The sequence below is a fragment of the Bradyrhizobium sp. USDA 4472 genome (assembly GCF_054058595.1).
The window spans coordinates 6,877,137-6,900,054 of record NZ_JBSSAM010000001.1 but is presented as its reverse complement, the minus strand read 5'-3'; the positions used below and the strand labels follow the sequence as shown (position 1 = coordinate 6,900,054).

General features: G+C 64.0%; 20 protein-coding genes and 2 pseudogenes. 15 read left to right on the top strand and 7 right to left on the bottom strand.

Going from position 1 to position 22,918, the window contains the following annotated elements:
* Nucleotides 1-6: 6 nt before the first annotated feature.
* The 5 genes from ACVWZ4_RS32600 (at nt 7) to ACVWZ4_RS32580 (ending at nt 4,168) form a co-directional block, all read left to right on the top strand.
* Nucleotides 7-891 (top strand): amidohydrolase family protein, encoded by an 885-nt coding sequence (locus tag ACVWZ4_RS32600; protein WP_456703084.1) that lies wholly within the window; start codon nt 7-9, stop codon nt 889-891.
* A gap of 81 nt (nt 892-972) precedes the next feature.
* Nucleotides 973-1,686, top strand: a complete 714-nt coding sequence (locus ACVWZ4_RS32595) for a PIG-L deacetylase family protein (protein WP_092230322.1) — start codon at nt 973-975, stop codon at nt 1,684-1,686.
* Complete coding sequence (locus ACVWZ4_RS32590) at nt 1,683-2,366, top strand: 4-carboxy-4-hydroxy-2-oxoadipate aldolase/oxaloacetate decarboxylase (RefSeq protein ID WP_456703086.1); 684 nt, start codon at nt 1,683-1,685, stop codon at nt 2,364-2,366. Before ACVWZ4_RS32595 ends, ACVWZ4_RS32590 begins: the two co-directional genes overlap by 4 nt.
* An 18-nt stretch (nt 2,367-2,384) precedes the next feature.
* Nucleotides 2,385-3,254, top strand: coding sequence for an ABC transporter substrate-binding protein (locus ACVWZ4_RS32585; protein ID WP_456703087.1), 870 nt, complete (start codon nt 2,385-2,387; stop codon nt 3,252-3,254).
* Nucleotides 3,254-4,168, top strand: a complete 915-nt coding sequence (locus ACVWZ4_RS32580) for a DUF1932 domain-containing protein (RefSeq protein WP_456763624.1) — start codon at nt 3,254-3,256, stop codon at nt 4,166-4,168. The genes ACVWZ4_RS32585 and ACVWZ4_RS32580 overlap by 1 nt, the downstream gene beginning before the upstream one ends.
* A gap of 37 nt (nt 4,169-4,205) precedes the next feature.
* On the opposite strand, the gene ACVWZ4_RS32575 is transcribed toward ACVWZ4_RS32580, so the two are convergent.
* The 3 genes from ACVWZ4_RS32575 to ACVWZ4_RS32565 form a co-directional block, all read right to left on the bottom strand.
* Nucleotides 4,206-4,496, bottom strand: a complete 291-nt coding sequence (locus tag ACVWZ4_RS32575; protein WP_456703089.1) for a hypothetical protein — start codon at nt 4,494-4,496, stop codon at nt 4,206-4,208.
* A gap of 157 nt (nt 4,497-4,653) precedes the next feature.
* Nucleotides 4,654-5,859, bottom strand: coding sequence for an amidohydrolase family protein (locus ACVWZ4_RS32570; RefSeq protein ID WP_456741964.1), 1,206 nt, complete (start codon nt 5,857-5,859; stop codon nt 4,654-4,656).
* A 48-nt stretch (nt 5,860-5,907) separates the two neighbouring features.
* Entirely contained in the window at nt 5,908-7,149 is a 1,242-nt protein-coding gene (locus tag ACVWZ4_RS32565; RefSeq protein WP_456741963.1) for an amidohydrolase family protein, read from the bottom strand.
* 203 nt (nt 7,150-7,352) lie between these two features.
* Here ACVWZ4_RS32565 and ACVWZ4_RS32560 point away from each other — a divergent pair, with 203 nt between their 5' ends.
* Nucleotides 7,353-8,261: an amino acid ABC transporter substrate-binding protein gene (locus tag ACVWZ4_RS32560; protein ID WP_456703092.1), complete on the top strand. Its 909-nt coding sequence runs from the start codon at nt 7,353-7,355 to the stop codon at nt 8,259-8,261.
* Here ACVWZ4_RS32560 and ACVWZ4_RS32555 read toward each other — a convergent pair.
* The gene (locus tag ACVWZ4_RS32555) at nt 8,212-9,498 is read right to left on the bottom strand and encodes an MFS transporter (RefSeq protein WP_456703093.1); all 1,287 of its coding nucleotides are present in this window, start codon (nt 9,496-9,498) and stop codon (nt 8,212-8,214) included. The two genes, ACVWZ4_RS32560 and ACVWZ4_RS32555, sit on opposite strands and share 50 nt — an antisense overlap.
* 91 nt (nt 9,499-9,589) lie before the next feature.
* Here ACVWZ4_RS32555 and ACVWZ4_RS32550 point away from each other — a divergent pair, with 91 nt between their 5' ends.
* The 4 genes from ACVWZ4_RS32550 to ACVWZ4_RS32535 are packed head-to-tail and all read left to right on the top strand — an operon-like array spanning nt 9,590 to nt 13,183.
* On the top strand, nt 9,590-10,063 hold the full coding sequence (locus ACVWZ4_RS32550; RefSeq protein WP_456705253.1) for a MarR family winged helix-turn-helix transcriptional regulator: 474 nt from the start codon (nt 9,590-9,592) through the stop codon (nt 10,061-10,063).
* A 2-nt stretch (nt 10,064-10,065) separates the two neighbouring features.
* A complete protein-coding gene (locus tag ACVWZ4_RS32545; RefSeq protein WP_456703094.1) occupies nt 10,066-12,117 on the top strand; it encodes an FUSC family protein in 2,052 nt (683 codons plus the stop codon).
* Nucleotides 12,114-12,320 carry a DUF1656 domain-containing protein gene (locus ACVWZ4_RS32540; RefSeq protein ID WP_456703095.1) on the top strand — a complete coding sequence of 69 codons (207 nt, stop codon included), beginning with the start codon at nt 12,114-12,116 and terminating at the stop codon, nt 12,318-12,320. Before ACVWZ4_RS32545 ends, ACVWZ4_RS32540 begins: the two co-directional genes overlap by 4 nt.
* Nucleotides 12,317-13,183 (top strand): efflux RND transporter periplasmic adaptor subunit, encoded by an 867-nt coding sequence (locus ACVWZ4_RS32535; RefSeq protein WP_456703096.1) that lies wholly within the window; start codon nt 12,317-12,319, stop codon nt 13,181-13,183. The genes ACVWZ4_RS32540 and ACVWZ4_RS32535 overlap by 4 nt, the downstream gene beginning before the upstream one ends.
* Nucleotides 13,184-13,941: 758 nt before the next feature.
* On the opposite strand, the pseudogene ACVWZ4_RS32530 reads toward ACVWZ4_RS32535, so the two are convergent.
* A pseudogene (locus tag ACVWZ4_RS32530) lies at nt 13,942-14,067 on the bottom strand (acyl-CoA dehydrogenase); the annotation flags it as partial.
* 33 nt (nt 14,068-14,100) lie between these two features.
* A pseudogene (locus ACVWZ4_RS32525) lies at nt 14,101-15,713 on the bottom strand (long-chain fatty acid--CoA ligase).
* 299 nt (nt 15,714-16,012) lie between these two features.
* On the opposite strand from ACVWZ4_RS32525, the gene ACVWZ4_RS32520 reads away from it, so the two are divergent.
* From ACVWZ4_RS32520 to ACVWZ4_RS32500, 5 genes are all read left to right on the top strand, one after another.
* Nucleotides 16,013-16,819 carry a shikimate dehydrogenase family protein gene (locus tag ACVWZ4_RS32520; protein WP_456703098.1) on the top strand — a complete coding sequence of 269 codons (807 nt, stop codon included), beginning with the start codon at nt 16,013-16,015 and terminating at the stop codon, nt 16,817-16,819.
* Nucleotides 16,820-16,946: 127 nt separating this feature from the next.
* Nucleotides 16,947-17,765, top strand: a complete 819-nt coding sequence (locus ACVWZ4_RS32515) for a lytic murein transglycosylase (protein ID WP_456734846.1) — start codon at nt 16,947-16,949, stop codon at nt 17,763-17,765.
* A 112-nt stretch (nt 17,766-17,877) separates the two neighbouring features.
* A complete protein-coding gene (locus tag ACVWZ4_RS32510) occupies nt 17,878-18,099 on the top strand; it encodes a hypothetical protein (protein WP_092230347.1) in 222 nt (73 codons plus the stop codon).
* 12 nt (nt 18,100-18,111) lie between these two features.
* Nucleotides 18,112-18,534, top strand: coding sequence for a hypothetical protein (locus ACVWZ4_RS32505; protein WP_456703100.1), 423 nt, complete (start codon nt 18,112-18,114; stop codon nt 18,532-18,534).
* 392 nt (nt 18,535-18,926) lie between these two features.
* Nucleotides 18,927-19,373 (top strand): MaoC family dehydratase, encoded by a 447-nt coding sequence (locus ACVWZ4_RS32500; RefSeq protein WP_456703101.1) that lies wholly within the window; start codon nt 18,927-18,929, stop codon nt 19,371-19,373.
* 262 nt (nt 19,374-19,635) lie between these two features.
* Here the strand turns inward: ACVWZ4_RS32500 and ACVWZ4_RS32495 are convergent, their stop codons facing one another.
* Nucleotides 19,636-22,815 carry an efflux RND transporter permease subunit gene (locus tag ACVWZ4_RS32495; protein WP_456790513.1) on the bottom strand — a complete coding sequence of 1,060 codons (3,180 nt, stop codon included), beginning with the start codon at nt 22,813-22,815 and terminating at the stop codon, nt 19,636-19,638.
* Nucleotides 22,816-22,918 lie beyond the last annotated feature (103 nt).

Sequence of the window (22,918 nt, the reverse complement as noted above, 5' to 3'; positions counted from 1 at the left end):
GAAGTGATGACGATGTTGTACACGCCGACCATTCCGCCGCCGGATCGCGACACGCGGACACCCGAATTCAAGCTGCCGAAGCTGTCCTGCGATGCGCATTGCCACATCTTCGGGCCCGGCGCGAAATATCCATATTCGCCGGACCGATCCTACACGCCGCCGGATGCCCCGCTCGAAGACTTCAGGGTGTTGCATGCCAAGCTCGGCGTGGAACGTGCGGTCATCGTCAATGCCAGCGTCCACGGCACCGACAATACGGTGGCGCTCGACGCCATCGCGCAGAGCGACGGGGCCTATCGCGCGGTCGCCAATATCGACGACACCATCACCGAGCGCGGCTTGCGTGTGCTGCACGAGGGTGGCTTCCGCGGCTGTCGCTTCAATTTCGTGCGGCATCTCGGCGGGGTTCCCGACAAGCGCGTGTTCAACCGCATCATCGCGATGGTCGCACCGCTCGGCTGGCACATCGATCTGCATTTCGACGCGATCGATCTACCCGAATATGCGGGCATGCTGACAAGGCTGCCGCTGAGCTACACCATCGACCATATGGGACGGGTGAAGGCCGCCGAAGGACCCGACCAGCTTCCGTTCAGGATTTTGATCGAGCTGATGCAGCGCGATGAGAAGTGCTGGGTCAAGATCTGCGGCTCGGAGCGGGTGTCCTCGGCCGGCCCGCCGTTCGCCGACGCGGTGCCGTTCGCACGAAAAATCGTCGAGACAGCCCCTGACCGAGTCATCTGGGGCACCGACTGGCCGCACCCCAACGTGAAGATGATGCCGAACGACGGTGACCTCGTCGATCTCATTCCGCTGTTCGCACCGGAGGCGGAATATCGGCAGAAGATCCTGGTCGACAATCCCGCGCGCCTGTTCGAGTTCGATCGATGACCGCACGCGTGATCGACAAGCCGCAGCCGCTCGGCGACGACGCCTTTGTGATGCCGACGAACGAAAGAGGGGAGTAGTCCCATGAAAACAGGTCTCGTGATCACCGCCCATCCCGGCGATTTCGTCTGGCGCGCCGGGGGCGCCATCGCGCTGCATGCGAAGAAGGGCTATCGCATGAAGATCGTCTGCATGTCATTTGGCGAGCGCGGCGAGAGCCAGTTTGCCTGGAAGGAAAAGGGCGCAACGCTGGAGTCGGTCAAGGCCGGTCGCAAAGACGAGGCGGAGCGGGCGGCCAAGCTATTGGGTGCAGAGATCGAGTTCTTCGATTGCGGCGACTATCCGCTGAAGCTCACCGAGGCGCATTTCGACCGCATGGTCGACATCTACCGAGAGCTCAATCCGAGCTTCGTGCTGACGCACGCGCTGGAAGACCCCTATAATTTCGACCACCCGAATGCGGCGCATTTCGCGCAGGAGACCCGCGTGGTCGCGCAGGCGATGGGCCACAAGCCGGGCGCGCAGTATAAATATTCGGCGCCGCCGGTGTTCCTGTTCGAGCCGCACCAGCCCGAGCAGTGCAATTACAAGCCGGACCTGCTGCTCAAGATCGACGAGGTCTGGAAGCAAAAATACGAGGCATTCCAGATTCTCGCCGCGCAAAAGCATCTCTGGGGCTATTACGAGCGCGTCGCGCTCAATCGCGGCATCCAGGGCAGCCGCAACACCGGCGTGCCCATGACCTATGGCGAAGCCTATCAGCGCCTGTTCCCGACCGTCGCGGAGGAATTGGCATGAGGCCGGTCGTCGTTCGCAACATCGAGCGAGCCGATCCCGCCGGGATGGCGGAGTACGGCGTCTCGACCGTGCACGAGGCCTATGGCCGCCTCGGCCTGATGAAGCCATACTTGCGGCCTGTTTGGGCGGGGGCATCGATCGCCGGTCCCGCGGTGACCGTGCTCGCGCAGCCCGGCGACAACTGGATGATCCATGTCGCGGTCGAGCAGTGCCGGAAGGGCGATATGCTCGTCGTCGGCTGCACCACCGACAACACCGACGGCATGTTCGGCGAGCTGCTTGCAACCTCGCTCCAGGCGCGCGGCGTGCAGGGGCTGGTCATCGATGCCGGCTGCCGTGACGTCAAAGCGCTGCTCGAGATGAATTTTCCGGTGTGGTCGCGCGCGGTCTCAGCCAGGGGCACGGTGAAGGCCACGCTCGGTTCGGTCAACGTTCCCGTGGTTTGCGCCGGCGTCAATGTCGATCCCGGTGACATCATCGTCGCCGATGACGACGGTGTCGTCGTGGTCCCGAAGCGCTATGCTGCTGCAGTCGCCGAGAAGGCGAGGCAGCGCAACGCGGACGAGAGCGGCAAGCGCGCGCGCCTCGCCTCGGGCGAGCTTGGCCTCGACATGTACAACATGCGCGACGCACTGGCGAAGGCCGGGCTCGTCTATGTCGATAGCCTCGAGGACGTCTGAAAAAAGTGGAGCGAGCGGATGGATCGTCTCAAGCTGAAGGCCGTGCTCGGCAATCACCCCCACGTCAAGGCGACGAAGAGCGGCGAGCTCCGCTCCGATCTGTTCGATCTCGAGTTCATCGAATACACGCCGACCAACACCGCGTTCAAACCGATGGTCCGCGAGCAGGCCTTCGACGTCTGCGAAATGGCGATCGTGACCTTTCTGATGGCCAAAGCTCATGGCAAGCCGCTCGTGCTGCTGCCGGCGACCATGCTTGGCCGCTTTCAGCATTCCTACGCGCTTTACAATCCGGCGCACGGAATGCTCGGGCCATCCGATCTCGAAGGCAAGCGGGTTGGTATCCGCTCGTTCACCACGACGACGGGCGCCTGGATCCGGGGCATTCTCGCCAACGACTACGGCGTCGACCTCGACAAGATCAAATGGGTGACGTTCGAGGACCCGCACGTCGCCGAATATGTCGACACCACCGAGCGCGCGCCGAAGGACAGGAAGGCATTGCAGATGCTGCTCGACGGCGAAGTGGATGCCGTGCTCGGCGAGACCTCCGATCATCACGGCCTGAAGTCGCTCTTTCCCGATCCGGTCGCGGAGGCCGCCAGATGGTATGCGCGCCGTGGCGTCGTGCCGGTCAACCATCTCGTGGTCGTGACCGAGCAGCTTGCACGATCACGCCCTGACGTGGTCGCGGGCGTCTATGATCTGCTCAAGCGGAACAAGGCCCAGGCGGGACCTGCGGGGGCGCCCGACCTTTTGCCCTTCGGGATTGAAGCGAACAGGAAGCCGTTGGAGCTCATCGTCGACTACGCATTCCAGCAGGCGCTGATCCCGCGCCGCTATGCAGTCGGGGAGCTGTTCGATGCCAACATAGGAGGACTGGAGTGATGGCGGATCCGAAGCGCTGGCAGATCGGGCTGGTTGGCTATGGTGAGGTCGGCCGGATCCTGGCCGAGGATTTGCGCCAGCAGGACATCAAGGTCGCGGCTTTCGATATCAAGCTTGGCGGGGAGCAGGGCGCCGCGCTGAAGGAGCACGCGGCCAAATTTGGCGTGACGCTCGCCACCTCTCACGCCGAGCTGACGGCGAGATCCGACTTCATCATCTCAGCCGTGACGGCGAGCCAGGCCGTCCCAGTCGCAAAGGCGTGCGCGGCTGCGATCAACCACGGCACCTGGTTTCTGGATTTCAATTCGGCTTCGCCCGGCGCCAAACAACGCGCGGCAGCGCTGATCGACGGTGCCGCGGGACGCTATGTCGAGGGCGCTGTGATGACGTCGGTGCCGCCTTACCGGATCAAGGTGCCGCTGCTGCTCGGCGGTGCGGGCGCGAGGGAGCTCGAGCCGCTGCTCAACGCGATCGGCTTTGCGGCGAAGGTCGCGAGCGACAAGCTCGGCGTGTCTTCGGCGGTGAAGATGTGCCGCAGCATCATGATCAAGGGCCTCGAGGCCATGGTGATCGAAAGTTTTACGACCGCACGCGCCTATGGCGTCGAGGATGCCGTGCTGGCATCGCTCGCGGAAACCTTTCCCGCCGTCAACTGGGAGAAGCAGGGCGCCTATTTCTTCCAGCGCGTGATCGAGCACGGCCGCCGCCGCGCCGAGGAGGTCCGCGAAGTCGCCGAAACCGTGCGCGAGGCCGGGCTGACGCCGTGGTCAGCGCAGGGTACGGCCGAGCGTCAGGCCTGGGTCGCCGATCTCGCCGATGAAGGCGTGTTTGGGATGAAGGGTACCAAGGAATTTGCCCGGAGCGCCGACTGGCGCATCGAGGCGGATCGTATTCTGGCGAAGATCAAACATTGAACGCGCGGGCTCAGCTCAGGATTCTGGCGCTGTGCAGTTAGCCGGAGATTTCGTCGCGCGCGGCCTGGATCAAATCGATCAGGCTCTTGGCCCCGCGGACAACGTCCTTGGTGCGCTCAGTCCGGAATTCGGTCAGGATCATGCGAATGCACTTGTCGGCGGTATCGAGCGTGCGGAGCGCGCGAGCCATGTCATCCTGCGTGTGGATCGCCGCTATATCGAGGCCCGACAAAACTTCGCCGATGCCGTTCAATCGCTTGACGGCCGTCTCCCCGGGCGTGCTGGCCCGGATGGATTGATAATCAATGCTGCTGAATGCGCTGAACATATCCATAACTTCCCCAGAGAACGCAGACGGTCAGGGCGCACGTCCTAGTATGGCTAGTGCGTCCCTTCCCGCAACGCGTGGAGCTACGGTCCGGGATTTTACTGGGCTCGGATTTGGAGAAGGATTGCCGGTGACCCGGGCCCGCCACGTCCGGGGATCAGCGAGGTTTCCCCATCATCCTACCATTGGCCGCGACGAGCATACCTGCCTTGTACACAGCGCGGCCCTGCGGCACCGCGACCACGGCCTCGGGCACATGCTCCGCAGCCAGCGTCACGAAATCGGCCTTGGCGCCGACACGCAGACCGTAGCCTTCGAGGCGCAGAGCCTTGGCGCCAGATTCGGTGACGACATCGAATGCAACCCGGAGTTCCTCGTCGGTGTTGAAGCCCGAACGATAGCCGAGCGTCGTCGCCCGGCGCAGCATGTCGCCATCGCCATAGGGCCACCATGAATCGCGGATGTTGTCGTTGCCGCTGAACACGGTGACGCCGGCATCGCGCAGGACAAGGATCGGCGGGAATGCCCGGGCGCCCGGCGCATTGGTCATAATCGCGACGCCGGAGCGCGCGAGGGTTTCGGCGACACTCTTGAGGTGATCCACCGCGATATCGCCCAGGCCGTAAGCGTGGCTGACGGCGACATGGCCCTCCATGCCGAGCGCGCGCGTGCGCGCCGCGATCTGCTCGATCTCGAAGACGCCCAACGAGCCCATGTCGTGCAGGTGGATATCGACATCGACGCCGTGCTTCCCGGCGACGCCAAACACCACATCCAGATGCTTCTCGACATCCCGGTCAAAGCTCGCAGGATCGAGGCCGCCGACGAGGTTCGCGCCGAGGCCGATGGCCTCATCCAGCAATTGCGGCGTGCCCGGGCTCGCCAGAATGCCGCTCTGCGGAAAGGCGACGAGCTGGATATCGATCAGGTCCCGATACTCCTCGCGCACACGCAAGATCGTCTCGAGCGATTTCAGCCCGACCGAGCCATCGACCATGACGTGGCTGCGCATTCGCGTTGAGCCATTGATGATGCAGAGATCGAGCTGGTTTCGGGCTCGCACGTCCATCGGCGCTGACAGGGCCATGTTCTGCGCCTGGAAGGCCACGCGTTCGCGTACGTCGAAGCCATTGGTGCACGGCCTGTGGGGACGCCAGGCGTCACCATAGAAGCTGGTGTCGAGATGGATGTGGCCCTCGACGAAACCGGGAACGACGAGAGCGTTGCCGAGATCAACAGTCTCGGCGTCGCCTGCGGGCGCATCAGCGGGCAGGAGCGCGGCGATACGACCGTCCTTGACCGCGATGTGGTGGCGCGCTCCGCCGTCGAAGCGTGCGTTCATGAAGAGTTTGTCGAAAGCCATCCGGTCGCTCCCCTTGGGTCGATGTGCAGCGCTCGTTGTGGGCGTCGTTCAGTTTCGCGGGTGAAGCAGCTTGGCCGGCAGCCGCTCAAAGGTTTGCCGTCCGTTCTTGAAACCCATCAGGATATCGGGCAGCTCCGCGATGGCGAAACGGCTGTCCTTGATGTCGAGGACGACGAGATCGGCGCGCTTTCCGACCGCGATCCCGTAATCCCTGAGGTTCATGAGCCGCGCCGGCAGCTCGGTGACAAGATCGAGGCAGGCGTCGAAGTCGCCGACGGAGGCGTGGGCGACGTTGGCGTAAAAGTTCGCCATGCGCAGCAGCGACGCATCGCCGAACGGCGTGAAGGGATTGAGCACGTTGTTGGTCGCGACCGAGCAGACGACGCCGCCGCCCGCGAGCTTGTGGGCGAGCGTCAGTCCACGCGGCGCGTTGTGGGTGGCCTCACGCCCCATCAGATAGAGATCGGTGGCGGGCAGCACAGTGACGGCGATTCCGGCCCTCGCCAATTGCGCCGTGGCCGCCTTCAGCCGTTCCGGCGGCATGGCCGAAAGTTTGGTGACATGCCCGATCGCGACGCGTCCCTGATAATTGCGCTGCTCGGTCTGCCTGATGACTTCGTCGAGATGCGACCAGGAGGGATCGAGATCGAAGTCGAGATGGAGGTCGACGTCGAGGTCGAATTGCTCGGCGAGATCGAAGATGCGCGCGAGATGCACGTTCGGGGCGGGGTCGGTATAGGGGCAGCCGCCGATCGCGTCGGCGCCCTGGCGCAGGGCCTGGATCAGCAGCTCCTCCGCGCCAGGATCATTGGTTAGGCCCTCTTGTGGAAAAACGCAGAGCGAGAGATCGATGGCCCAGGCATAGTCGCGCTTGAGCGCCTTGACCGCCTCGAAGCTGCGCAAGCCGATGCGCGGGTCAATTTCGACATGGGTGCGCATCCGGGTCGTGCCGTGCACGATGGCGCGCTCGAGCACCTTGGCGCCGCGGGCATAGACATCGTCGATGTCGAAATCCCGCTTCATCGCCGAGACGGCACGGATGGCATCGCGGAGCGTGCCGTGGATGTGCCCGCAGCGTTCGAGCAGGCATGCCTTGTCGAGATGGATGTGGGTGTCGACGAAGCCTGGGAGTGCCAGCCGTCCTCCGACATCGATCTCGATGGCTTCGCAGGCGAGCCGGGGTTCGATCGCGGTGATGCGTCCGCCTTTCACACCGAGATCGACAGGTGTCACGGATGATCGCAACAGGGCGTTGCGGAAGATCAGGTCAAAGGCGGTCTGGGCGGTCATGGCGGAGAATCTTGGGGTGGGCTCGTAGGGCTCGGCGACGGGGCGCCAGGACAGCAATGTAACTGAGATGGAGGGTCGGCCGCCACATCGAAAGCGGCGATAGCTGATGAACGGAGGCTGGTCTGGCGGTTGGCGCGCGCCTGCGCTATCAACCGATCGGTGGCGCCCGGCATGGAGGCGCAACCGCTTTCAGGAGTCCGCCGATGCGTCTATCCGCCGTCCTTTTGGCCGTCACATGTCTTGCCGGCGCAGCGTCTGCCGAAGATCTGTCGGGCACGCTTCAGAAGGTCAAGGACACCGGGAAGATCACGCTCGGCTACCAGGAAGCCTCCGTGCCCTTCAGCTATCTCGACGGCAACCAGAAGCCGGTCGGGTTTGCCATGGACATCTGCCTCAGGATCGTCGACGCCGTGAAGAAGCAACTCGCCATGCCCGACATTGCCGTCGAGACTGTCGCCGTGACCTCGTCCAACCGCATCCCGCTGATGGTCAACGGCACGCTCGATCTCCACTGCTCGGCGACCACCAACAATGCCGACCGCCAGAAGCAGGTCGCCTTCACCAACACGCATTTCCTCAGCGCGACGCGGTTTGCCGCCAAGAAGGCTTCCAGGATCAACACCATCGACGACCTCAAGGGCAAGGCCGTCACCGCTGTGGCAGGCTCAGTTAATTTGAACCAGCTCGCCAAGGTCAATACCGAGCGCAATCTCGGTATCAAGATCATGCCGGCCGTGGACCAGGCCGAGGCGTTCCTGCTGCTGGAGACCGACCGTGCTCAAGCCTACGCGCTCGACGATGTCCAGCTTGCGGTCGCAATTGCGCGCTCGAAGGAGCCGGCGCTGTTCATGATCAGCGAGGAGACGTTCTCGAAGCCTGAACCTTACGGCATCATGCTGCGCCGGGACGATGCGCCGTTCAAGGCGCTCGCCGATCGCGCCACGGCCGAGCTCTATGCGAGCCCGGAGATCGAGGTGCTCTACAGGAAATGGCTGGAATCGCCGACGCCGCCGAACGGGATCAACTACAACGTTCCGATGTCGGCAGCCTTGCGCAACGCCTTCAAGAACCCGAGCTCGAGCGCCGATCCGGATGTATATCTTGTGAAGTGAGGCGAGGGCGCCAGCGGGCGCGCGGCGTGTCGAGCAATCGGCCCGCCAGCGCCACGCCGCTTGCCGCAATCGCCGCCATGACGAGGGCCCAGGCCACAAACAACCGATGGCCGATCAGCGCGCCGCTTAAGAGCGGGGCGCTGATGTTTGCACCCGACATCAGCGATTGGTTGAGGCCCATGATCATGCCCTGGCGGTTGATCGCAGTCGAGCGCGACAGCTCCGCCGTCAGCGTGCTGCGGGCAAACATGGTGCCGACGATGATCAGCGTCAGGTAGATCGCGAGCAGGCTGATATTGCTGCCGGCGGCAAGGCCGGCAAATCCGAGGCCCATGCAGGCGAAGGCTGCCATCACGATCGTGCGGTCGGAAGCGACGAGGTTCGCCCGCGTGATCAGAAGTCCCTGAACCACCATGTTGATGAAGCCGGCATAAGCAAACATCCAGCCGAGCTCGCGCGCGCCGAAGGGATGTCGGTCCCAGGAGAACCGCGCCGACAGGAACAGGCCGATCTGCGACAGGAACATCGAATTGACGAAGAAGAACACGATCAGCAGGCCGAGCAGGCGCCAGCCGTAGCGCATGCCGAACAGGCTGCGCATCAGCGTCGGCTCGGGCACGCGGTGCTGGTAGAGCGGCTCGGATGCGGGATGATCGGGCGGAAGAAGGGCAATCGTGGCGAGGATGCTGATAAGCGAGAGCGCGGCTGCGGCCCACACCGGTGCGGTCTGGCCGTAATGAACCAGGAAGCTCGCCAGCGCCGGCCCGAGCAGGAGCCCCGTGCCGATCGCACCGCTGGTCATGCCGAGCGCCTGCTTGCGCGTCGCCGGTGCGCTGTGCTCGGCGGCATAGGCGTGGGCGACCGAGATGTTTCCTGATGTCAGGCCATCGATGATACGCGCCAGGAACACCAGCGTCAGATTGCCGGCCAGCGCGAGCAGGACGAATCCAATGAGCGTTCCGATCTGGCTGACGACCAGGACTTTCCGCCGCCCGTAGCGGTCGGAGAGAATGCCGACCACGGGACCCGCGACGAGCTGGCAAACGGCATAGACCGAGATCAGCGCGCCGATCAGGAAGGGCGTGGCGCCGAGCCGCTGCGAATAGAACGGCAGCAGCGGCAGGATGATGCCCATCCCCGTGGCGTCTACGGCCACGACGACGAAGGTCGGGGCGAGCGAGAGCGCGCTTTCGCCCGCCATCGCCTGCCGTACCTCTGCCGTGGAACCCGGGGCCATGACGCGTTGTCCTCGTTCGCTTTTGCGTGATCGGTCTGAATGTTCCGGATATATAGTTGCAGGCTAATAGTTCGTGTCCTATCTATTTTGCATGGCTCTGTCGCAGGCTCACATCCACGGCGAAATCGGCCGGCTGGTCGCGCGCCTGGCCCGCGTCTGGCGGCGCGAGTCGGATCAGGCGCTGTCCGACCATGGGCTGTCCTATGCAACCGCGATTCCGCTCCTGGTGCTGTCGCGGCAGGGCGAGAACGTCCGCCAAGGCGTGCTGGCCGACGAGCTCGGCATCGAAGGGCCGTCGCTGGTGCGCCTGATTGATCTGCTCCAGGCCGAGGGTCTGGTGGAGCGCCGCGAAGACGCCACCGATCGCCGTGCCAAAACGCTCCATCTGACCAAAGCGGGCGAAGCCAAGGTCGAGGAGACCAACCGGATCTTGCGGCGGGTGCGGGCACGCCTGCTCAAGGATATCGCGGCCGAGGAACTTGCGATAACGTTCGAGACTCTTCAGCGCATCGAACAGAGGGCCAGCCGGCTACAGGACGCCAGGACCGGTCCAGAGGCGAAGTAGCTATGCGCCCTGATGAGCCGTTCCTGGTCCGCCATGCGGACCTCATTTTTGCTCTGAAGACGTTCGCCGCGGCGATGCTCGCGCTCGTCATTGCGCTTGCCATGGACCTGCCGCGGCCCTATTGGGCGATGGCGACCGTCTACATCACCTCACAGCCGCTCGCAGGTGCGACCAGCTCGAAGGCCTTCTTCCGCGTCATGGGCACGCTGGTCGGCGCGATCATGACAGTGGCGCTGGTCCCGAACCTGGTCAATGCGCCTGAACTGTTGTGCCTCGCGATCGCGCTCTGGGTCGGGCTCTGCCTCTATCTGTCGCTGCTCGACGGCACGCCGCGCAGCTACGTCTTCATGCTGGCCGGCTACACGGTCGCGCTGATCGGCTTTCCCTCGGTGTCCGACCCCGGTGCGATTTTCGACACGGCTGTTGCGCGTCTGGAAGAGATTTCCCTCGGCATCATCTGCGCCAGCCTGGTCTCCACGATCGTCTTTCCCCGCAGTGTCGCCCCGGCAGTCGCAGGCCGTGTCGACAGCTGGCTGCTCGACGCACGCCGCCTCAGCCAGGTCGTCCTGCTGCGCGAGGGCACCGTTGAGACCCGCCGCGGCAAGCGCCTCAAGCTTGCCACCGACATCGTCGAGATCGACACGCTCTCCACCCATCTCGCCTATGACCGGCTGACCGATCGCAGCGCGGTGACCGGCCTCGGCGAGATCCGGCTGCGGATGCTGATGCTGCTGCCCGTGATCGCCTCGCTCGAAGACCGTCTGGCGGCGTTAGGGGAGGAAGCTCTGCGGCGGCAGCCCGAGCTGAAGCGACTGCTGGAGGATCTTGCCCAATGGATCGTCAGCGACCTCAGCACACGGCAACCGGCTGAACGGATCCGCGCCATGATCGCGGAACGGCAGGCGGTGCTCGATGACAGCGCGTCCTGGGAGCGGATCATCATCACCAGCCTGCTGTCGCGGCTGCGCGAGCTGGTCGACCTCTCGCGCGATTGCCGGGAATTGACCGAGGCGATCGCCGATAACCGCAATGTCTCGACGCTCGATCTGGCGTTCCACTCCGAAGCCGGCGCTGCGCCCGTCCGCCACCGCGATCGCGGCATGGCCCTTTGGTCGGCGGCCGGCGCGGCCGGGGCCATCCTGATCTGCTGCGCGTTCTGGATCGGCACAGGCTGGCCGGATGGTGCATCGGCGCCGATGATGGCGGCGGTCGCTTGCTCGTTCTTTGCTGCGCAGGACGAGCCCGCGCGCTTCATCCGCAGCTTCGGCCTGTGGTCGCTGGTCGCCATCGTGGTCGTCGCGATCTACCTGTTCGCGCTGGTGCCCGCGATCTCGGATATCGAGGTTCTGGTCGTCGCGCTGGCGCCGACCTTCCTGCTCTATGGCTTCCTGATCGCGCGGCCGGCCACGGCGGGCACCGGCATGGCGCTCGCGGCCAACACCGCCACGCTGCTCGCGTTGCAATCGACCTATTTCGCGGATTTCGTCTCCTACGCCAATTCCGCCGTCGCCTTCTTCGTCGGCGTCCTCATCGCCGAACTGGTGACGCGGATCGCGCGTGGAGTGGGGGCGGAATGGATTGCCAATCGCCTGGTGTTGTCGAGCTGGATCACGATCGCGGTTGCGGCCGAACGACGGGGAAAACGCGACCGCGCGGAGTTCGCAGGGCTCATGCTGCACCGTCTCGGGCTACTGGTGCAGCGCATCGCGTTCCTCTCCGAGAGCGACCGGCGCGATGCCGACAGCCTCGTGCAGCTCCGCATCGGGATCAACATCATCGATCTGCGCCGCGCGCGTTACGGGCTTGCGGCATCGACCATCGCGGTCATCGACGACATGCTCGATCAGCTCGCCATCGCCTGCCGTAACTATGCGGGCGGCGGAATGCCGCGCGAGCTTCTGGTCAGCGTCGACCGGGCGCTGGCGCAGGCGGTGAAAGATCCCAATGACAGCCCACGCGAAGACGCCTTGATCGGCCTCGTCGGTATCCGCCGGGGCCTATTCCCGGACGCGCCGGCCTATCGGCCGCGTGCAGATGCGAGTGTGGCGGCATGAGATATGTCATCGACATCTATGGCGTGCTGGTGCCGGCGCTGCTGCTCTGGATCATCCTCGCCTATGTGCTGAGCGCGCTTCTGCGCCGGCTCATGCAACGCTTCGACCTGTACCGGCTGGTCTGGCACCGCGCGCTGTTCGATTTCGCTGTTTTCGTTTGCCTCCTCGGCGGCGTGGTCTATCTCTCGGAGTATCTCTCATGAAGGGAAATTTTGCCTGGATCGGCCGGCTTGCAGTGACCATCATCGTGGTCATCGCCGCGGTCGGGGTCGGCCGCGAGCTGTGGGCCTATTACATGGAGTCGCCCTGGACGCGTGACGGCCGTGTGCGCGCGGACGTGGTTCAAGTCGCGCCTGATGTCTCCGGCTTCGTCACCGACGTGCTCGTCAAGGACAACCAGAAAGTCCATCGCGGCGATGTGCTGTTCAGGATCGATCGCGAGCGGTTCGCCCTGGCGCTGCGGCAGGCCGATGCGTCGGTCGCCGGGCATCAAGCGACGCTCGATCAGGCCAATGCCGATCTGAAGCGCTACAGTGCGCTGACGACCGATGCCGTGTCGCAGCAGAAGCAGGAACAGGTGCTTGCGACCCAGCTTCAGGCCAAGGCGGCCTTCGACCAGGCCGTTGCCGACCGCGCCGTTGCCCAGCTCAATCTCGATCGCAGCGAGGTCAAGGCGTCCGTGAACGGCGTGATCACCAATATGGATCTGCGCCCCGGCGCTTACGTTTCCGCCGGCAAGGGCGTGATGGCGCTGGTCGACAGCGACACGTTGCATGTCGAAGGCTATTTCGAAGAGACGAAACTTGCGCGCATTCGTACCGGCGACAAGGCGGTGGTCCGCCTCATGGGCGAGAAGGCGACGCTGACAGGCCACGTCGAGAGCATCGCCGCCGGCATCGAGGACCGCGACCGTGCCGAGGGCGCCAGCCTGCTCGCAAACGTCAATCCGACCTTCAGCTGGGTGAGGCTTGCCCAGCGCGTGCCCGTGCGCATTGCGCTGGATCCGGTGCCGGAGGGAATGTCGCTGGTTGCCGGGCGCTCGGCGACCGTGGAGGTATTGGACTAACGCAGCGACCAGATGATCACGCTTGCCTTGGGGAAAACCGGTACCGAACGTTTCAAAGCCAAATCGTAAGGCTAATCCTGACTCGCGCGTGTGTGAGTCGGGGGACTGTATGAGCGTTTGGTTTTTAGTCCTAGCAGCTTGCGTCGTCGGCGCGTTGCTCCTTTTGGCGTTCTGCCGGTAGGACCGACAGCAGATGTACTTGTTGCTGCGACGCATCAGCGAGCCGCGGAATAGCGGTTCCAAGCGGATCGTTTTTGACTGTGCACGGATGAACGCGTTCACTTCCGGGATCGGAGGCGGACGTGAGCTGGTTGTTTGTGTTTCTCATTGCCGCGAGCGCAGTCGTTCTGATCGCCCATGCGATTGACGCGATGCGTTCTTGAAGTTGCCCGTGACTCGGTTTCGTCGGTAGCTCGGTAAGCGCCGAAAATGTTCCGAGGCGCGAGAGTGTCAATTCGAAGACCTGGCCCTGCGGCCCAAGCTTGTCAAAGCGGGAGGAAAACGATCATGCTTGCGTTCTATCTGCCGATCATCATTTTCGGAGCGATGCTCGAAGCGTTTTCGGGTCGCAGTGCATCGCCGCCAGGTGTCGACTAGATGCCGACCCACAGCACTGGTTCCAGTGCTGACGCGCCGGCGTTCGCCTACGCGCTCGAATTCGTCTTCAGCTCGAACCGGGCGATCTGGTTCCTGTGCACTTCGTCAGGCACCTCGGCGAGGGGCAGCAGGCGTGAAGTGGCGTAGGCCTGGGCAAAGCTTCGAGATGCGGCCACCTCGATGTTGGTCGCGTCCGATGAGGCGACCGCAGGCGTGGTGATGGCGAAGCAGGAACGGATTTCGCCTGCGTGCAGCGGCTTCAGGCAGTGCTCCTTGTCCTTCTCCGTGTCGTCGTGCGGGTTTGGAGGTCGCCAGCGGGCTCAGCCGACGCGATAACCCCGAAACTTCTCGCGGAGCGCCGATTTGAGCACCTTGCCGGTGCCCGTCATCGGGAATTCGTCGAGAAATTCGACCGCATCAGGCATCCACCAGCTCGCGATCTTGGGACGCATGTGATCGAGCAGGGTCTTGCCGTCGATGGTCGCGCCCTTCTTGCGGACGACAAGCAGAAGAGGGCGCTCCTGCCATTTCTCGTGCGCGATTGCGACCACGGCGGCTTGCAGCACAGCGCGACGTCTTCGAGCTGGATCGAGGAGATCCATTCGCCGCCCGACTTGATCACGTCCTTGGAGCGGTCGGTGAGCGTGACGTGGCCGTGGGCGTCGATCACGGCCATGTCGCCCGTGATGAGCCAGCCGTCGCGATCGAGGCCCTCGTCCAGCTTCATGTAGCCGGAGGCGACCCAGGGGCCGCGGGCGCGCAAATGGCCGACGGTCCTGCCGTCGCGCGGCAACTCGCTGCCGCCATCGTCGACGATGCGCAAGGTGGTGCCGAAGCAGGCGCGGCCCGAGACCTGGCGCCGGTCGAAGATCTCGGTTTCGCTGAGATGCTCCGAGCCCGGCCGCAACCCCGGCATCGAGCAGCCCAATGCTTCCGTCATGCCCCACGCCTGGATGTAGTCGACACCGTAGTCGCGCTTGAGCTTCTCGACCATCGCGCGTGGCGGTGCCGATCCCGACGACAGCGTTGCGCGCAGGCTGGAGAACTTGTTGCCGGTGCGGCCGAGCCAGTCGAGCAGGATCAGCCAGAAGCTCGGCACGCCAGCTGACAGTGTCACCTTTTCGCCTTCCAGCAGCTCATAGAGCTTGTCGGGCTCGTAATTGCGGCCGGGCAGCACCAGTTTCGATCCGGTATAGGGTGCAGTGAACGGCATGTTCCAGCCATTGCCGTGAAACAGCGGCGCCATCGGCATCATCACCTCACGCACGCCTTCGCGATGCCCGGGAATGAAGTCGAAGCTGGAGCACGTCATGGTCTGCAGGATCGCGGCGCGATGCGAATAGATCACGCCTTTGGGATTGCCTGTCGTGCCCGAGGTGTAGCAGATGGTGGAGGCGGATTTCTCGTCGAACTCCGGCCAGGCGAAGCCTGCGTCGCTCTCCTTGTCCAGCAGCTCCTCATAGCAACGGACGTTCGCAAGTTTCGTCTCCGGCATGCGTTCGCGCGATGACATGATCACATAAGCTTCAACCGCCGTCAGCTGCGGCGCGATCGCCTCGACGATCGGCAGAGTGGCGCGGTCGACGAACAGGATGCGGTCTTCGGCGTGGTTGATGATGTAGACGAGTTGTTCGGGGAATAGTCGCGGATTGACGGTGTGCAGCACGTATCCCATGCCGGGCGCTGCGTAGAACATCTCGAAATGACGATGCGTGTTCCAGGCCAGCGTGCCGACGCGGTCGCCTTGCTTCATGCCGAGCCGCTTGAGCGCCAGCGCCATGCGCTTGATGCGCGGATGGGCCTCGGCATAGGTGTAACGGTGGATGTCACCTTCGATCTCGCGCGCGACGATCTCCGCCTCGCCGTGATAGTCGGCGGCATATTGGATCAGGCCGCTGATCAACAGCGGCATGTCCATCATCAATCCGAGCATCGTCCCCTCCACTAAAATCATGTCTTCGCATGATGCGTTCGCGCTTGCCGGCAAGGTAGCGGAACGTCGCGCGGCGTCCACGCAAAAAGCGGCGGACGCGATTGCGTGCGCCACCTTTTCAGGGCTAACTGGCGCAAATTGCAGGCCGAAGCAGTGCCGCCGTGAAGGAGATTGATGTCAGCGCAAAGACGCAAGACCGGTGCAGCCGGCAGGCCTCGTGATGGCGCCTTGGAGGGGCTGGAATTGACCTATGGGGCCGACGCGACGAGCGACAGCTATCCGGTTCCGGCATGAGCGGCATGATCCGGCCCCCTACGGGGGCGACGCGGCTCTCCATCATCATCGGCGATCCCATTGCGCAGGTGCGCTCGCCCGCCGGTGTTTCCGCGGAGTTCTTAGCGCGCGGCCATGATGGCATTCTGGTGCCTGTTCAGGTCTCCACCAGCGATCTGACCGGTTTCCTCTCGGTCGCGACGCGGTTGAAGAATCTCGATGGCATCGTGGTGACGATCCCGCACAAATTCGCCTGCTACCAGGCCTGCGCCAGTGCGACCGAACGCGCGCACTTCCTGCGCACCGTCAACCTGATGCGCCGGCGCGCCGACGGGGCGTGGCATGGCGACATGGTGGATGGCCTCGGCTTCGTCGGTGCCGCGCGGGCGAAGGGGATCGATCCAAAGGGGATGCGGGCGCTTCTCGTCGGAGCGGGCGGGGCGGGCTCGGCCATCGCGCTCGCCCTGGTCGAGGCCGGGGTGAGTGAGCTTGCCATTCACGACAGTTCGGCCGAGCGGCGGGATGCGCTCGTCCATCGGCTCAATGAGCTCGGTAAGGCGCGCGTGCGGGCAGGCACCATCGATCCGTCCGGCTCCGATTTCGTCGCCAATGCGACGCCGGCCGGAATGAGGGACGGCGATCCGCTGCCGGTCGATACCTCGCGGCTGGCGTCGTCGGCCTATTGCGGCTGCGTCATCACCAAGCCAGACATTTCGCCCTTCATCGCAGCAGCCCGCAAGCTGGGCTGCGTCACCGCGACCGGCAGCGAGATGTACGGGCAGCACCAAGGCATCATGGTGGATTTCCTGCTCGGGACCGATGGCGGACGCTAAGGGTTTGATCATGTCAAGCGCATTGCTTGCATTGATTGCACTCCTCGGGGCTTGAGCGCGCGCGCCTGACGTAGGATCATGCCCGCGCGCGAGCCGGTCGCGCAAAGTCGAGGAAGGGAACGCAGGAATGACTGAGGGCAAGACCGTTGCGACGGCGATGATCGGCGCGGCCGCGCTGCTGTTGTCCCTGATGCCCGCCGCTCAAGCCGCGCAATGCGGCAACGGGCCCGGCGGCTTCGAGGCCTGGAAGCGTCAGTTCAGCGCGGAGGCGCAGGGCAAGGGCATCGGCCAGACCGCGATCTCGGCCCTGATGCAGACCAATTACGCCAGCGCCACCATCAATGCTGATCGCAGCCAGCACAGTTTTTCACTCTCCCTTGAGCAGTTCCTGGCCAAGCGCGGCGCCACCACCATCGTGGCACGCGGCCGATCGCTGAAGCAGTCGCAGGCGGCGATGTTCGCCTCGATCGAGCAGCGCTACGGCGTGCCGCCGGGACCGTTGATCGCGATCTGGGGCATGGAGACCGGATTCGGCAGCCAGCGGGGCAACCAGAACATGCTCTCGTCGATTGCGACACTCGCCTATGACTGCCGTCGTCCTGAGTTCTTCACCGAGCAGCTCTATGCGGCGCTGAAGCTGGTCGACCGCGGCGTGCTGTCCGGGGCGACCCGTGGCTCCATGCATGGCGAGGTCGGCCAGACCCAGTTCATGCCCAAGAACATCCTGGCCTACGGCACCGGCAATCTCGACGTCGCCGCCAACGCGCTGAGCTCGACCGCGAATTTCCTGAAAGCCAATGGCTGGCGCGCGGGAGCCGGTTACCAGCCGGGCGAGCCGAATTTTGCCGCGATCCAGGCCTGGAATGCGGCCGGCGTCTACCAGAAGGCCATCGCGCTGATGGGCCGGCAGATCGACGGGGGTGGCGGAGCGGCAGCAGCCCGTTGAGGGTACTCCGCAAGGCGTGACCTGCTTGGCAGAGAAAGTTGTTGCTTTCAGGAACCGACAGCACGAGGTTTGCTTAGATCAAGTTCAGGGCTGGGCATGAGGAGAACTCAACATGGCTACCCAGATCGTGATGGACCAGACTGGCGATACACGCCACGAGTTTGATCCCGAAAATGCCGAAGCGTTGGCGCGGGCCGAACAGCGCTTTCGGGAGTTGACCGGCGCGGGCTTTACCGCGGCGTACCGGACCGGACCCGGCGAAGTCACGCGGATCAAATCGTTCGACCCGACCGCGCAGGAAACGCTGTTCTATCCCCGCCTCGTCGGCGGTTGATCTGAACGGCCGATGATCGCGGTCTTCAGGCTCGGCGCGCCCGCGCGAGCGCGTCTGCACGCGCTCCGCGAGCTCTACCGTCGCTTCTTTGGCGAGAACACGCCTGAGGCGCGGGGCAGGCGGCTATTGGCCGAATGGCTGTCTGAGGAGCAGCGTGCCCAATTCGAGCAGCACCGGCATTTTGACGTGATCGGCTGCGACAGCGGCAAGCGCTATCGCATTCACTACGGCACCGCCGCCAACGTCCACGAGGTCGATGAGGCCGGGATTGCGACGATGGGGTGGTGCTTCGTCCCGTCAGGCTTCCTCGTGCCGGGCGATGTGATGCTGGCCCAGAAGATCGCGCTCGAGACCGACGAGAAGGGAGCACTGGCGCTCGCCAACCGGTTCCCACCGGCAACGCATTCAGAGCACTTTTACCGGCGACCGTTCTAGTGGTCAGAACTGCCGGGGCGGTCGATCAGAGGTGCGTGGTGCGGTAGGCGTCCAGCGCGTGCGCCGCAAATACGCCGATGCTGCACAGGGCGAGAAGGGCTGAGATCAGTTCGATCATAGCTCGTCGCTCCCGAGTGGCTGGGCGACGAGATGCTGACAGCAAGCATATTCCCTGATCAGGTCGAGGATGAATTCCATGACGCACGTCCCTGTATGATTTTGGCGATCACTTAACCGGCGATCTGTTTCAGGCGTATTTCGTCGATTTGGGAAAGAGGTTTCGCCAGGAACCGGGTCTGGTCCCGGAGCAGCCAAACCGCTACACCCGGGCCGGCAATCACTATTTTCGTCACGCGTATCGCGCGCGGCGCATCACATTTCGAGGCAAAATCATGGCACAGGTCGCTTGGTTCGACGATCTCACCATTGGCATGCGTTTCAAATCGCCGGAGGTCGAGGTCAGCGAAGCCGACATCAAGCGGTTTGCGGCCGAGTTCGACCCGCAACCGATGCATCTCGATCACGAAGCCGCCAAGGCGACCCTGTTCAAGGGCCTGGCTGCATCAGGATGGCACACCGCGGCGATCGCCATGAACCTCGCGATCCAGACCCGTCCCTTCGGGCCACACCCCCTGATCGGTGCCGGCGTTGATGGGTTGCGCTGGACCCTCCCGGTGCGGCCGAATGACCGGCTGCATCTGGTCGGCGAGGTCATGAGCCTGACGCCATCGAAGTCGAAGCCGCAGGGCATCGCCTTGGTGAAATGGACGATGTTCAACCAGAACGGCGAGGAGGTTTACACTTTCACGCCGATCGCGATCGTGCCGCGGCGCGCCTAATAAGGGGCAGTCGTATCGTCGACCCGGTCGGCATCGATCCGGACGGCATGGTCTTCGATCATGCCAAGCCCACCTTCGACGTCACCGACGAGGTGGCGAGGCACCTGTCGTCTGGCGCGATGATCTGCGCGAGCGCCAATCCTGGATCCGCGCGAGGACGATGGCGGGCGCGAGATCGATCGCGCCGCGGTTTGGGCCGACAGTGCCGGCAGGGCGGTGTGGGAAACTGACCGCCCGCCGGCCACCCACAACGCGCCGCCATCTAGTGGCCGGGACGGGTGATCGAACCTTGGGCTGCCGCCGCGCCGATATCGCTGCCATGATGGACCAGCGGCTTCATGCCGGTGATCGTCCGCAGCAGCACATAAAACACCGGCGTCAGGAACAGGCCGAACACGGTGACGCCGATCATGCCCGAGAACACGGCGACGCCCATCGCACGGCGCATCTCGGAGCCGGCGCCGGTCGAGAGCACCAGCGGCAGGACGCCCATGATGAAGGCCATCGACGTCATCAGGATCGGGCGCAGCCGCAGCCGGCTCGCCTCGATCGCAGCCCGGATCGGGGTGCGCCCGGCGAATTCAAGCTCGCGCGCGAATTCGACGATCAGGATGGCGTTCTTGGCGGAGAGGCCGACAAGCACGATCAAGCCGATCTGGGTGAAGACGTTGTTGTCACCCTTCGAGAGCCACACGCCGAACATGGCGGCCAGCAGCCCCATCGGCACGATCATGATGATCGAGAGCGGGAGCGTCAGGCTCTCATAGAGCGCTGCCAAGACCAGGAACACCAGCAGGATCGCGAGCGGGAAGACCCAGAGGCCGGAATTGCCGGCGATGAACTCCTGATAGGTCAGGTCGGTCCATTCGAAGGCAAAGCCGGGCGGCAATGTCTCCGCCGCAATCCGCGTGGCTGCCTCCTGTGCCTGGCCCGACGAGAAGCCGGGGGCCGCCGCCGCGTTGATGTCGGACGACAGGAATCCGTTGTAGCGGATCGCGCGCTCAGGCCCCGCGCTCTGGCGGATCGTCATCAGCGCCGACAACGGCACCATGTCGCCGGAGGACGAACGCACCTTCAACTGCCTGATGTCGTCGGCGCGGGCGCGGAACGGCGCATCGGCCTGGACATAGACGGAATAGGTGCGGCCAAACTTGTTGAAGTCGTTGACGTAGTAGGAGCCGAGGTAGATCTGGAGCGTGTTGAAGACTTCAGTCACGGGTACACCGAGCTGGAGCGCCTTGGTGCGGTCGATGTCGGCGAACAACTGCGGCACGTTGACCTGGAAGCTCGAAAACACGCCGGCGATCTCCGGCGCCTTCTGCATCGCCGCCATGAACGCCTTCGTTGCGTCGTTCAGCGCCTCGTAGCCGAGACCGGCGCGGTCCTCGATCTGCAGCTTGAAGCCGCCGATGGTGCCGAGGCCGTTGACCGGCGGCGGCGGGAACATGGCGATGAAGGCGTCCTGGATGCCGGCGTACTTCTTGTTGAGATCGGCCGCGATCGCATTGCCGCTCAGGGCCGGGCTCTTGCGCTCATCGAACGGCTTCAGGGTCGAGAACACGATGCCGGCGTTGGACGAGTTGGTGAAGCCGGAGATGGACAGGCCAGGGAAGGCGACGGAGCTTTCGACGCCTTGTTGGGTTAGTGCGATGTCGCTCATTTTACGGATCACTTCTTCCGTGCGATCCAGCGTGGCGCCATCGGGCAAGCGAGCGAATCCAACAAGATATTGCTTGTCCTGGCCGGGCACGAATCCACCAGGCACCTGCTGGAAAAGCAAGGCGGTGAGGCCGACCAGCGCTACGTAGAGGCCCATCACGGCAGCCTTGCCCGAGATCACCTTGGTGACGGTGCCGCTGTAGCTGTTGGAGGAGTAGGTGAAGGCACGGTTGAAGCGGCGGAAGAACCAGCCGAGGCTCTTCTCCATGACGATCGTCGGCCGGTCCTTCGGCTCGTTGTGGCCCTTGAGCAGCAGCGCCGACAGGGCCGGCGACAACGTTAGCGAGTTCACCGCCGAGATCACGGTCGAGATCGCGATGGTCAACGCGAACTGCTTGTAGAACTGACCGGTAAGACCGGAGATGAAGGCGAGCGGAACGAATACCGCGATCAGCACCATGGCGATCGCGATGATCGGCCCGGACACCTCGCGCATCGCCTGATAGGTCGCGTCGCGGGGCGACAGCCCGCCCTCGATGTTGCGCTCGACGTTCTCGACCACGACGATGGCGTCGTCGACGACGATGCCGATGGCGAGCACCAGGCCAAACAGGCTGAGCGCGTTGATGGAAAAGCCAAACAGATGCATCACCGCGAAGGTGCCGACGATCGACACGGGGACAGCGAGCAGGGGGATGATCGAAGCGCGCCAGGTCTGGAGGAACAGGATCACCACCAGCACCACCAGCGCGATCGCCTCCAGCAGGGTGTGGATCACGGCCTCGATCGAGGAGCGAACGAACTGGGTGGGATCGTAGACGATCTGGTACGACACGCCCTCCGGCATGTTCTTCTTGATCTCGGCCATGGTGGCGCGGACGTGATCGGAAATTTCGAGCGCGTTGGAGCCTGGTGCCTGGAAGATCGGGATCGCCACCGCCTGCTTGTTGTCGAGCAGCGAGCGCAGGCCATATTCGGATGCGCCGAGCTCGATACGCGCGACGTCGCGCAGGCGCACGACCTCGCCCTGCGAGCCCGTCTTGACCACGATGTCGCCGAACTGCTCTTCGTTGCCGAGCCGTCCCTCGGCATTGACGGACAGTTGCAGATCGATTCCTTTGACGTTCGGCGACGAGCCGACCACGCCGGCCGCAGCCTCGACGTTCTGCGCCTGGATCGCCTTAACGATGTCGCTTGCCGTCAGGCCGTGCTCGGCCGCCTTTTGCGGATCGACCCAGACCCGCATCGAATAGTCGCCGGCGCCGTAGAGCTGGACGTCGCCGACGCCGTCGATGCGCGCGAGACGGTCCTTGACGTTGAGCACCGCGTAGTTGCGCAAGTAAGTCATGTCGTAGCGGTTGTTCGGCGACAACAGATGCACCACCATGGTGAGGTCGGGCGACGATTTTTTGGTGATGATGCCGAGCTGACGGACCACGGCCGGAAGACGCGGCTCGGCCTGCTGCACGCGGTTCTGCACCAGCTGCGTCGCCTTGTCGGGGTCGGTGCCGAGCCGGAACGTCACCGTCAGCGTCATCGCGCCGTCGGTGGTCGCCTGGCTCGACATGTACAGCATGTTCTCGACGCCGTTGATCTGCTCCTCGATAGGAGTAGCCACGGTCTCCGCGATGACCTTGGGATTGGCCCCGGGATAGGTCGCGCGCACCACGACGGAGGGCGGCACGACGTCGGGGTATTCCGAAATCGGCATTGCCAGCAGCGAGATCAGCCCGGCCAGGAAAATCACGACCGACAGCACGCCGGCGAAAATCGGACGATCGATGAAGAACTTTGAGCCCCTGCGCGAGCGACACCTATCCCGTTGTCCGGGACGTGGGCTTTGCCCGCGAACGCGGAATCGAGATGCGATGCCTTGGTCGTCAAGT